General features: G+C 61.2%; 11 protein-coding genes and 1 other RNA gene. 6 read left to right on the top strand and 6 right to left on the bottom strand.

Going from position 1 to position 11952, the window contains the following annotated elements; translation table 11 throughout:
* Nucleotides 1-153 precede the first annotated feature (153 nt).
* The 3 genes from PP263_RS13645 to acs form a co-directional block, all read right to left on the bottom strand.
* Nucleotides 154-486, bottom strand: coding sequence for a DUF5615 family PIN-like protein (locus PP263_RS13645; protein WP_308364103.1), 333 nt, complete (start codon nucleotides 484-486; stop codon nucleotides 154-156).
* Nucleotides 483-707: a DUF433 domain-containing protein gene (locus tag PP263_RS13650; RefSeq protein WP_308364104.1), complete on the bottom strand. Its 225-nt coding sequence runs from the start codon at nucleotides 705-707 to the stop codon at nucleotides 483-485. Before PP263_RS13650 ends, PP263_RS13645 begins: the two co-directional genes overlap by 4 nt.
* Before the next feature lie 100 nt (nucleotides 708-807).
* Nucleotides 808-2745, bottom strand: coding sequence for an acetate--CoA ligase (acs, locus tag PP263_RS13655; protein ID WP_308364105.1), 1938 nt, complete (start codon nucleotides 2743-2745; stop codon nucleotides 808-810).
* 141 nt (nucleotides 2746-2886) lie between these two features.
* Between acs and PP263_RS13660 the strand changes: the two genes are divergently transcribed.
* Nucleotides 2887-2961, top strand: a non-coding RNA gene (locus PP263_RS13660) — sX9 sRNA.
* 28 nt (nucleotides 2962-2989) lie between these two features.
* Here the strand turns inward: PP263_RS13660 and PP263_RS13665 are convergent.
* The 3 genes from PP263_RS13665 to panC are packed head-to-tail and all read right to left on the bottom strand — an operon-like array spanning nucleotide 2990 to nucleotide 5185.
* On the bottom strand, nucleotides 2990-3913 hold the full coding sequence (locus tag PP263_RS13665; RefSeq protein WP_308364106.1) for a histone deacetylase family protein: 924 nt from the start codon (nucleotides 3911-3913) through the stop codon (nucleotides 2990-2992).
* A gap of 25 nt (nucleotides 3914-3938) precedes the next feature.
* On the bottom strand, nucleotides 3939-4325 hold the full coding sequence (gene panD, locus PP263_RS13670) for an aspartate 1-decarboxylase (RefSeq protein ID WP_183462159.1): 387 nt from the start codon (nucleotides 4323-4325) through the stop codon (nucleotides 3939-3941).
* Nucleotides 4326-4336: 11 nt separating this feature from the next.
* Nucleotides 4337-5185, bottom strand: coding sequence for a pantoate--beta-alanine ligase (gene panC, locus PP263_RS13675; protein ID WP_308364108.1), 849 nt, complete (start codon nucleotides 5183-5185; stop codon nucleotides 4337-4339).
* A 143-nt stretch (nucleotides 5186-5328) separates the two neighbouring features.
* Here panC and PP263_RS13680 point away from each other — a divergent pair, with 143 nt between their 5' ends.
* The 5 genes from PP263_RS13680 (at nucleotide 5329) to speB (ending at nucleotide 11819) form a co-directional block, all read left to right on the top strand.
* Nucleotides 5329-6063 carry a DUF6515 family protein gene (locus PP263_RS13680; RefSeq protein WP_308364109.1) on the top strand — a complete coding sequence of 245 codons (735 nt, stop codon included), beginning with the start codon at nucleotides 5329-5331 and terminating at the stop codon, nucleotides 6061-6063.
* Between the two features lie 253 nt (nucleotides 6064-6316).
* A complete protein-coding gene (gene speA, locus PP263_RS13685) occupies nucleotides 6317-8239 on the top strand; it encodes a biosynthetic arginine decarboxylase (protein ID WP_308364111.1) in 1923 nt (640 codons plus the stop codon).
* A 150-nt stretch (nucleotides 8240-8389) separates the two neighbouring features.
* On the top strand, nucleotides 8390-9583 hold the full coding sequence (locus PP263_RS13690; protein WP_308364113.1) for a saccharopine dehydrogenase family protein: 1194 nt from the start codon (nucleotides 8390-8392) through the stop codon (nucleotides 9581-9583).
* Nucleotides 9584-9705: 122 nt separating this feature from the next.
* Nucleotides 9706-10899, top strand: a complete 1194-nt coding sequence (gene nspC, locus PP263_RS13695) for a carboxynorspermidine decarboxylase (RefSeq protein WP_308364114.1) — start codon at nucleotides 9706-9708, stop codon at nucleotides 10897-10899.
* Between the two features lie 47 nt (nucleotides 10900-10946).
* Complete coding sequence (gene speB, locus PP263_RS13700) at nucleotides 10947-11819, top strand: agmatinase (protein ID WP_308364115.1); 873 nt, start codon at nucleotides 10947-10949, stop codon at nucleotides 11817-11819.
* Nucleotides 11820-11952 lie beyond the last annotated feature (133 nt).

Raw genomic sequence — 11952 nt, forward strand, 5'->3', positions numbered from 1 at the left:
TTTACACTCATTGGAACTTTCTTCTCTCTGCTGCCAGCGGTAGCCGATACAAATTCAAGGCCGGTCGCCACAAAAAAACGAGATGACCCCATTCACTTAGGGAAGCGCCATAACTGAGAAGGGAATCAATGTGCGGCGGCCACACGAATACGCCTAACCGATCTCCACCAGCGGCTCGCCCTGTTCAAAAAGTGCAACCGCTTCGGGCAAGACTTTCTTTAGCACAGTCCGCATATGATTGTTCGAAGTATTGCCCAAGGTGACCCACAATACCTGTGGCGGCGGGCCATGCTTGTCGATCAGATAGGTGAAATCCTTGTCCTTGGTTATGACCACCGTCCCGGCCTTCCGGGCGGCAAAGAAAATATCGTTGTCCGTGGCATCCCGGTAACCCAGTCGTTGGACAGAGTAGGACTCGATGCCAAATTCCTCGCCAATCCACAGCGCCAGCGCAGGGGAGAGCTGGGCATCGATCCAGAAAATCATGCGGCCAGAATCGGATGGTCAACGCGTCGGGCGGCGAACTGTAGCGCGGCAGAGATGTCTTCCGGCTCCAAATCGGGCATTTCCGCCAGTACCTGCTCGGCGCTGAGCCCGTTTGCCAGCAGATCCAGCACATCGGATACGCGGATGCGCATTCCGCGGATGCAGGGGCGTCCGCCGCACTGTTGTGGGTTTATGGTGATTCGTTCGCTCAGGGTGGACATATCGGCAACCTCGTTGGTGCTACCTCCCAACTTTAGCGACCTTCCCCGCCCCACGCAAACCACAAGGCCGGGCATTGCCCGGCCTCTCCGAAGGCGGTGATCAGCGATTGGCCCTGTGCTCAATCAACTCGTCCACCACCGACGGATCCGCCAGCGTGGAGGTGTCGCCGAGGTTGTCCAGCTCATTGCCGGCAATCTTGCGCAGGATGCGGCGCATGATCTTGCCGGAGCGGGTCTTGGGCAGTCCCGGCGCCCACTGGATGACATCCGGTTTGGCGATGGGGCCGATTTCCTTGACGCAGAGGTCGATCAGTTCCTTGCGCAATTCGTCGCTCGGCTCGTGGCCCGCCTTTAGGGTAACGTAGCAGTAAATCCCCTGGCCCTTGATATCGTGGGGGTAGCCCACCACCGCGGCCTCGGCGGTGTCGTCGTGCAGGACTATGGCGCTCTCGATCTCCGCGGTGCCCAGGCGGTGGCCGGAGACGTTGAGCACGTCGTCGATGCGGCCGGTGATCCAGTAGTAGCCGTCGGCATCGCGGCGGGCGCCGTCGCCGGTGAAGTAGTAGCCGGGAAAACTGGAGAAGTAGGTGTCCACCATGCGCTGGTGATCGCCGTAGACGCTGCGGATCATGCTGGGCCAGCTGGATTTCATCACCAACGCGCCCTCGCCTTCGCCCTCGATCTCTTTGCCCTTTTCATCCAGCAGTGCCGGCTGCACGCCGAAGAAGGGAACTGCGGCGGAGCCGGGTTTGAGTTCGGTTGCACCGGGCAGCGGGGTGATCAGGTGGGCGCCGGTCTCGGTCTGCCACCAGGTGTCGACGATGGGACAGCGCTCATCGCCGACCACCTTGTAGTACCACTCCCAGGCCTCCGGATTGATCGGCTCGCCCACGGTGCCGAGCAGTTTCAGCGAGCTGCGGTCGGTTTTGGTGACGAATTCATCGCCGGCTCCCATTAAAGCGCGGATGGCGGTGGGGGCGGTGTAGAAGATATTGACCTTGTGCTTGTCCACCACCTGCCAACAGCGGGAGGCGTCCGGATAGGTGGGCACGCCCTCAAACATCAGGGTGATAGCCCCCGCGCATAGAGGCCCGTAGACGATATAGCTGTGGCCGGTGACCCAGCCCACGTCGGCGGTGCACCAGAAGACGTCGCCCTCTTTGTAGTCGAAGACGTACTTGAAGGTCATGGCGGTCATCAGCAGGTAGCCGGCGGTGGTGTGCAACACCCCTTTGGGTTTGCCGGTGGAGCCGGAGGTGTAGAGGATAAACAGCGGGTCTTCCGCGTTCATCGACTCCGGTGCGCAGTCGGCTTCCATCTCCGCTACGGATTCGGCATACCAGATATCGCGCTCGCTGTTCCAATCGATATTGGCGCCGGTGCGCTTGACCACGATGGCGGTGTGTACGTCGGGGCAGTGGGCGAGGGCCTTGTCCACATTCGCCTTGAGCGGAACTTTTTTGCCGCCGCGCACGCCCTCGTCGGCGGTGATCACCAGGCGGCAGTCGGAGTCCAGGATACGGTCTTTCAGCGAGTCGGGGGAGAAGCCGCCGAACACCACCGAATGCACCGCGCCGATGCGCGCACAGGCGAGCATGGCGTAGGCGGCCTCGGGAATCATCGGCATATAGATGCACACGCGATCGCTCTTTTTTACTCCGCGGGATTTGAGCAGATTGGCGAGACGGCAGACGTTTTCATGCAACTGGCGATAGGTGATGGTCTGGCTGTCGGCGGGATCGTCGCCCTCCCAGATAATCGCGGTTTGCGCCGCGCGATTGGGCAGGTGGCGGTCGATGCAGTTGACGGTGACGTTGAGTTGGCCATCGGCGAACCAGGCGGCATGGCCGCGCTTCAGGTCTTCCTCGCAGACCTTGGTGAACGGCTTCTCCCACTGCAGGAAATCCTTGGCCTGTTGAGACCAGAAAGCCTCCGGACTTTCGACCGACTCGCGGTACATTTTCTCGTAGTCTTCGGCACTGATATGTGCTCTATCGGCGAATTCTGCGGGTACGGGGCGGGTATGCACATCGGACATCACTTTCTCCCTTATTATTCAGATGTTTCCCTTCATAATAGCCCGATGGCAAGGGGCTTTCATAGAAGCCGCTTCATAACTACTGCGCGGGCGCCTGGCGGCGTCCGGCGGTGCTGGTGCGCCAGCCCGGTCGGCATCCTCAGGTACTACGTGTACATTCCGGTGCCTCCGCTCCGGCGGCCGCCACCAGCCACCCGCTCGCTACGTTATGAAGCAACTTCTACCCGGGGAGAGCAATTGACGGCTATCTGCCGATCAGGCCCTGAAGATGGGCGACGACGCTGCGGCCGAGCGCGCTCAATGCATAGCCACCTTCCAGTGCGGATACGATACGCCCCCCCGCATGGCGATCGGCGATCTTTTTGATCGTTTCCGTAACCCAGCGGTAATCGTCTTCAACGAAGCGCAACTGGGCCATGTCGTCTTCCCGGTGGCCGTCGAAGCCGGCCGACACGAACAGCATCTGTGGCCGGAAATTCTCCAGGGCCGGCAGCCAGGTATCCTCGACGGCGCGACGCAGCCCGGCCCCTCCGGCGCCGGCCTCCAGCGGTGTATTGATCACATTGTCCGGCAGCTCGCCTGTGCCGGAAAACGGGTAGTAGGGATGCTGGAAGCTGGAACAGAGCAGGTAGCCCTCCCGCCCTTTCACAAAATCTTCGGTGCCGTTGCCGTGATGCACGTCGAAATCGACGATGGCGACTCGCTCCAGGCCGTATCGCTCGCGCGCCCAGGCCGCACCGATAGCAATATTATTGAACAGGCAGAAACCCATGGCCCTGTCCCGCTCGGCATGATGGCCCGGTGGGCGGACGGCACAGAAGGCGGAGGGTATCTCCCCGGTCATCACCCGGTCCACCGCCGACACCACCGCGCCGGCGGCGTGTAGCGCGGCGTCCAGCGAAGCCGGATTCATGCAGGTGTCCGGGTCCAGCTGTTCGATGCCCTCCTTGGGCGCGCGCGCAAAGATGGATTGGACATAATCCGGATCGTGTACCAGCTCCAGTTGCGCGCGGCTGGCCGCCGGCGCGTCGAAGTGACGCAAGGCTACATCGATGCCACTGGAGAGCAGTTGATCGCGAATCGCATCGAGGCGCGCCGGGCGCTCCGGGTGCCCTGCACCCATATCGTGACCGGCGCAGGCGGGACTGGAAATAAAACCGACGGGCATGGCGGCAAGGCTCCTGCAAGGAGAATCAGGCTTCGGCCAACTGCACGGGGATGGTATTGGTACTGCGCTCCACCCGATTGCTTTCGTCCAGGTAGACCAGTTTCGGTTTGAAGCTGTCGGCCTCCTGCTCGCTCATCTGCGCATAGGACGCGATGATGATGCGGTCGCCCACCTGCACCCGGCGCGCGGCGGCGCCGTTCATGGAGATGGTGCCGGAGCCGCGCTCGGCGAGAATCACATAGGTGTGGAAGCGCTCGCCGTTGCTCACGTTGTAGATATCGATCTTCTCGAATTCGCGCAGGCCGGCCAGCTCCACCAGATCCTGATCGATGGCACAGGAACCGTCATACCAGAGCTCCGCCTGAGTGACGGCGGCCATATGCAGTTTGCACTTCAGCAACTCGATTTGCATTTTCACCCCCATTAAAGTTGCAGGGATACGTTGTCGATCAACCGCGCGGCGCTGGTATAGATGGCGCCGAGCACGGTGATCTCTCCGTCGTCGTCCGCGGCGGGCTCCAGAGTCCGGCTGTTGCAGATGGAAAAATAGTCCACGCGGAAACCCGCCTGCTCGATTCGCTTCTTCGCCTCCGCCTCCAGGTCGGAGAAATCGTGGCAGCCGCTCTCTATCTGCTCCCTGGCCCAGTTCAGCGACTGGTTGAGCACCGCCACCCGCGGGCGCTCCTGCGGGGTGATATAGCCGTTGCGCGAACTCATGGCCAGGCCATCCGCCTCCCGGTGTACCGGCGCGGCGATGATCTCCACCGGAATGCACAGGTCTTCCACCATCCGCCGGATCACCGCCAGTTGTTGGAAATCCTTGATACCGAATATCGCCTTTTGGGGCTGCACGATATTGAACAGTTTGGCCACCACCGTGGTCACACCCTCGAAGTGGCCGGGGCGGCTGGCACCGCAGAGTACGTCGGTCATCGCTGGGCAGATCACCCGGGTCTGCTGGTCCATCCCGTTCGGGTAGATCTCGCTCTCCTCCGGATGGAACAGGAAGTCGCAATCCGCCTCGCGCAGCCGCGCGGTATCCTGTTCCAGGGTGCGCGGGTACTTGTCCCAGTCCTCGTTTAGGCCGAACTGCAGCCGGTTTACGAAGATGGATACGACTACCTGGTCACAATGCTGCCGAGCGGTTTTGACCAGCTCGATATGGGCGTCGTGCAGGTTGCCCATGGTGGGCACCAAGCCGATCGTCTTGCCGGCGGCGCGGGCCTCCGCCAGCGCCCCGCGCAGGCTGGCCACATGGTGAAACACTTGCATCGCGATCTCTAGCGCTGTGGGTGGATGAGCGCGGCATCATAGCAAAAAAAAATTTCATCCGGTTCAGGAAAGATTCAGTCCGCCGGGGACAAACTAGCCGCCAGTATCACGAGATGCCGTTCAACGGCACTGGAGAGAGCGCCATGAAAAACCCCCTGAGCAAACTGGCCACCGTTGCCGCCATTGCCGGCCTGCTGTTGGCGGGCCCGGCCTTGGCGGCGGACCGCGACGACCGCTTCGGTCACAAGGGTCCGGAACGCAAACTGTCCCACGCCGCCGGCCCAGCCTACCGCGAAAATCGCGGGCACGACCGAGGCCGGGGACATCACGACCGGGGTCGGGGACATCACGACAAGGGCCGGAGGCACCACGACAAAGACCGAAGGCACCACGACAAAGACCGGAGGCACCACGACAAGGACCGGAGGCACCACGACAAGGACCGGAGACATCACGACAAAGGCCGGAGACACCACGATAGGGACTGGGGCCGCCGCGACAGAGACTGGGGACACCGCGACAGAAGGCATCACTACGGCGATCGCCATCACTACAAGCACGGCTACAGGCACCGCCACCACTGGCGCCCGCGCCACTACGGCTACGGCTACCGCTGGAACCGCCTGCCGCGCAACTTTGTACGCATCAGCTTCGGCGGACTGGGCTTCTATTACAGCGACGGCATCTTTTACCGTCCCCACCAGCATGGCTATGTGGTCGCACAACCGCCGGTCGGCGCCATAGTGTACAGCCTGCCCGCCTCCGCGGTGACCCTGGCGTTCGGCGGCCATAACTACTACGTGGCCTACGACACCTACTACCTTTGGGATGGTCGCCACCGGGGCTACCGGGTAGTAAGGAACCCGGGCTTCTACTGAGTTTTCACCCCTGTTGCCGGCGGCCCCTGTGGCCGCCTTTTTTGTGGGAATCGGATTGTGGCGCCCAGCCCGTCGCTTGCACTGGCGGGGATTACTCCTACACTTGACCTGCACCTCTCCCAACCAGCAAAAACTGAACAAAAATTTAATTTTACCTGCTAAAAAACAGCGTTTTTCTTATCTATAGTTATTGCTTTCCGCCCTTTCTGGGCCCAAGATTCGCGCCCCGAAACACTCCAACCAAACAGGCGCCATGAAACAGCGACAAGTACAGGACTGGACCTGCGAAGACTCCGCCGAACTCTATGGAATCCGCAACTGGGGCGCCGGCTATTTCGACCTGGACAAGAGTGGCGAAGTGACCGTGCAGGTAGAGACCACAAGCGGTGAAACCCGCGCCGTCTCTCTGGTAGACATCGCCCGCGGCGCCACCGACCGCGGCCTGGGCATGCCGCTGCTGCTGCGCATCGAGAACCTGCTGGACGCACAGATCGCCCGCATCAACGAATCCTTCGCCCGCGCCATCGCCGACTGCGGCTACCGCAATGTGTTTCGCGGCGTCTTCCCGATCAAGGTGAACCAGCAGTGCCAGGTGATCGAGGAGATTGCCAGCGCAGGGCGCCGCTTCGGCCACGGCCTGGAGGCGGGCAGCAAGGCGGAGCTGATCGCCGCGCTGTCAATTCTCGACAACACCGAATCGCTGATTATCTGCAACGGCTACAAGGACGAGGAATTCATCAACCTGGGCCTGCAGGCCCAGCGCCTGGGCGTGCAGATTTTCTTTGTGGTGGAAACCCCCTCGGAAGTGGAAACCATCATCCGCTGCGCGGAGCGGGAGCAGGTACGCCCCAACATAGGGGCGCGCGTCAAACTCGCCTCCAAGGTGGGTGGTTACTGGAACGCCACCAGCGGCGACCGCAGCATCTTCGGCCTGGGCAGCAACGATCTGATCGCGATGGTGGACCAGCTGCGCCGCCACGACATGCTCGACTGCCTCAAGCTGCTGCACTACCACCTGGGGTCCCAGGTGCCGAATATCCGCGATATCCGCACCGGGGTACTGGAGGCCTGCCGCTACTACGCCGATCTGGTGGAAGAGGGCGCGGCCATGGGCTACCTCGACCTGGGCGGCGGCCTGGCGGTGGACTACGACGGCTCCAAGACCAACTACACCCACTCCAAGAACTACTCCCTGGACGAGTACTGCGTGGATGTGGTGGAAGCCATCATGGGCACGCTGGACAGCGAGGAAGTGGCCCACCCGGTGATCATCACCGAATCCGGCCGCGCCACCGTGGCCTACTCCTCGGTCCTGCTGTTCGACATCCTCGACACCACCCGCTTCGAGCCGGTGGAGCTGGAACACACCAAAATCAACGAGGACGATCACCCGATGCTGCGTAACCTGCAGGACGCGGTCAGCAGTGTCAGCGCAAAAAACCTGCAGGAGAGCTACAACGACACCCTCTACTACCGGGACGAGGTCCGCGCCCTCTACCTGCACGGCCAGGTCAGCCTGCGCGAACGTGCGAACGCGGAAAACCTGTTCCTGCAGGGCGCGCAGAAAATCCGCGCGCTGCTCGACGAGGCGGAGGAAGTACCCGTGGATCTGCAGGCGCTGCCGGAAGTGCTGTCGGACATCTACTACGCAAACGTCAGTGTCTTCCAATCACTGCCGGACATGTGGGCCATCGACCAGGTATTCCCGGTGCTGCCGATCCACCGCCACGGCGAAGCGCCCACCCGCTCGGCGATCATCGCCGACATCACCTGCGACTGCGACGGCAAGATAGACCGTTTTATCGGCCGCCAGGAGGAGCATCGGACCCTGCCGCTGCACCCTCTGATAGACGACGAGGACTACATTCTCGGCGCCTTCCTGGTGGGCGCCTACCAGGAGACCCTGGGCGACCTGCACAACCTGTTCGGCGACACCAACGTGGTCAGCGTGCGCATCCACGACGACGGCACTTTCGACTACAGTCGGGAAATTCACGGCGACAGCATCGCCGACGTGCTCAGCTACGTGGAGTACCGGCCGCAGGACCTGTTCGAGCGCTTCCGCAAGCTCGCCGAGCGCGCGGTGAAGGACGGCAAGATCACCCCGCAACAGCGCAAGCAGATTTTGCACACTTATACCGCTAGTATGAGCGGCTATACCTATTTCGAGAAATAAGCAGGACGCGGAACTCGCAAGATTGTGCTGTAGGAGCGGCCCATGGCCGCGATCGAAGTCCGGTGCACCCGGAAAGTTCAATCGCGGCCATGGGCCGCTCCTACAGGATCCGCGCGTACTGAAAACAGAATTGCAAAATACGGAGATTTTATGGCCAATGTACTGATTATCGGCGCCGGCGGCGTCGGCCAGGTGGTCGCGCACAAGTGCGCGCAGGTACCGGAGGTATTCGAGAAGATCACCCTGGCCAGCCGCACCAAGAGCAAGTGCGACAAGATCGCCGAGATGCTGCCGCGCAAGATCGACACCGCGCAGGTGGACGCGGACCACGTGGGCGAAATGGTGGCACTGATCGAGAAGGTCAAGCCGGATATGGTGATCAACGTGGCCCTGCCCTATCAGGACCTGCACATCATGGACGCCTGCCTGGAAACCGGCGTGCACTACCTGGACACCGCCAACTACGAGCCGCCGGAAGAAGCCAAGTTCGAATACAAGTGGCAGTGGGCCTACCACGAAAAATTCGAGAAAGCCGGCTTGATGGCGCTGCTCGGCAGCGGCTTCGACCCGGGCGTGACCAGCGTGTTCACCGCCTACGCGAAGAAGCACCACTTCGACCGCATCAAGACCCTGGATATTCTCGATTGCAACGCCGGCGACCACGGCCTGCCGTTTGCCACCAACTTCAATCCCGAGATCAATATCCGCGAGATCACCGCCAACGGCCGCTACTGGGAAAACGGCGAGTGGGTCACCACCAAGCCGATGGAAGAAAAGCGGGTTTTCGACTTCCCGGAAGGCATCGGCGAAAAAGATATTTATCTCCTCTACCACGAGGAACTGGAATCCCTCAGCAAGCACTTGCCGGAAATCGAGCGCGCACGTTTCTGGATGACTTTCTCGCCCAACTATTTGAAACATCTGGAAGTGCTGCAGAACGTCGGCATGACCAGCATCGAACCGATCGAATTCCAGGGCCAGGAAATCGCTCCGATCCAGTTCCTGAAAGCGCTGCTCCCCGACCCGGCCAGCCTGGGCCCCCTGACCAAGGGCAAAACCTGCATCGGCAATATCATCCGCGGCACCAAGGATGGGCAAGAAAAAATCTATTACGTCTACAATATCTGCGACCATCAGGAGTGCTACAAGGAAGTGCAGTCCCAGGCCATCTCCTACACCACCGGCGTGCCGGCGATGATTGGCGCCAAGATGATGCTGGAAGGCAAATGGATGAAGCCCGGCGTGTGGAACATGGAGCAGCTGGATCCGGACCCGTTTATGGCCGACCTCAACCAGTACGGCCTGCCATGGCAGGAGACCTGGCTGGACAAGCCGTTCCAATAATCCGATAGTTTCCAGACACCGGCTTTCGCCGGTGTGACGACTCCGGAAAACCGTCGTCACCCCGGCAAGCCGGTATCCGGCTGCTACTGAGCCTGAATCACGCAAAACACAATTATCAGCCTATGGACCTGACCCCTCGAATAGACTACTTCGGCAGTTTCGACCCCAGCCGCGTGCCGTCTCCCTGTTTCGTCGTCGACGAAAGAGCGCTGCGCGACAACCTGGAAGTCCTGGCGGATGTGCAGGAACGCAGCGGCGCCAAGGTGCTCGCGGCGTTGAAAGCCTTCTCCATGTTCAGCGTGGGCCCCATCGTTGCCGAGTACCTGTCCGGCACTGCCGCCTCCGGCCTGTTCGAAGCGAAACTGGGTTTCGAGGAGTACGGTGGCCGCGACCTCGGCAAAGAAGTGCATGTATTCAGCGCCGGCTACAAGGAAAGCGAACTGCGGGAAATCCTGCAATTCGCCCACCATGTGATTTTCAATTCCTTTTCCCAGTGGAAGCGCTACAAAGATCTGTGCCTGGAAATGCAGAACGAAAGGCCGGAACTGCGTTTCGGCCTGCGCATCAATCCGGAACACTCCGAGGGACACACAGACCTCTACGATCCCTGCGCGCCCTGCTCGCGCCTTGGCATAGTGCGCTCACTGTTCGACGGCGAGGATCTCCACGGCATCAGCGGCCTGCACTTCCACACCCTGTGCGAGCAGGACTTCAAACCACTGGAGCGCACCATCGCCGCGGTGGAGGACAAATTCAAAGACCTGATCCCGCAGATGGAATGGATCAATTTCGGCGGCGGCCACCATATCACCCGCTGTGACTACCAGGTCGACGAACTGGTAAACGCGGTGCGCACTTTTGCCGACAAACATAAGGTGCAGGTTTACCTGGAACCCGGCGAGGCGATTTCGCTGTTCGCCGGCGTACTGGTGGGCGAAGTGGTGGATCTCACCTGGAACGGCCGCAACCAGGCGATCCTCGACACCTCCGCCACCTGCCATATGCCCGACGTGCTGGAAATGCCCTATCGCCCGGAAATCACCGGCGCCGCCCGCCCCGGCGAACTGCCCCACGACTACCGCCTGGGCGGCCAGAGCTGCCTGGCCGGCGACAGCATCGGCGAGTACAGCTTCGCCGATCCGCTGAAAGTCGGCGACCGCCTGGTGTTCGAGGAAATGGCCTACTACACCATGGTCAAGACCAATACCTTCAACGGCATTCCGCTGCCGGCGATCGCGCTGTGGAATTCGAAAACCGACGAGCTGAAAATTATCAAAGAGTTCGGCTACGGGGATTTCAAGGACCGCCTCTCCTAACTTTCCATCTGCTGTAGGAGCGGCCTCTCCCTACAGGGTGAACAACCATGCTTGCAGAAAAAGGCTACCCGATTTTCCTAGGCTCCGAGATAGAGCAACCGAAGCCGGAAGAGGCTCTGTTCCATATCCTGCCGATTCCCTACGAGGCCACCGTGTCCTACGGCGGTGGCACCGGGCGGGGCCCCGCCGCGATTGTCGAAGCCTCGCAGCAACTGGAGACCTTCGACAACTTCTCTTCCCCCTGCGAACTGGGCATCTATACCCGCAATGCGGTGGATGTCTCCGGCAAGCCCGAGCAGGTAATGGACAATATCGCCGCGGCCACCCGCAAGATTCTCGAGCTGGGCAAAATGCCGGTGGGCATCGGCGGCGAGCACTCGGTGACCTGGGGCGTGATCAAGGGTTACCTGGACGCGGGTGTAGAGGACTTCGGCGTGGTGCAGATAGACGCCCACGCGGACCTGCGCGACTGCTACGAGGGTGAAAAGCACAGCCACGCCAGTGTGATGCGCCTGGTGGTTGAGGCCGGCATTCCGCTGTTCCAGTTGGGTATCCGCGCCTACTGCGAGGAGGAGATGGGCGCGCGCGACAAGTACGGCGTGCACTACCTGGACGCCCACCAACTGGTGCCCACCAACGTGCAGGAATTCGAGCTGCCGGAGGACTTCCCCAGGAAGGTGTTCTTCACCCTGGACGTCGACGGCATAGATCCGTCGGTGTTCCCCTCCACCGGCACTCCGGTGCCCGGCGGCCTGGGCTGGTACCAGACCCTCAACCTGTTCGAATCGGTGGCCAGGCAGCGGGAGATTATCGGCTTCGACCTGCTGGAATTCGCCCCTATCGAGGGCTTCCACGCCTACGACTTTGCCGCCGCGCAACTGCTGTACAAGCTGATGGGAATCGTGCAGCGCAATCGCTGACGCGGTTGTGGGAGCGGCCACTGTCCGCGATCCGATCAGCCTCGTCTCGCAGCATACACCGATCGCGGCCAACGACCGCTCCTACACAGACCTCTCGAGTACATCGATGACCCTGTGGTCCGCGGATACACTC

Origin of the sequence: Microbulbifer sp. TB1203 (assembly GCF_030997045.1) — a bacterium.
Taxonomy (GTDB): Bacteria; Pseudomonadota; Gammaproteobacteria; order Pseudomonadales; family Cellvibrionaceae; genus Microbulbifer.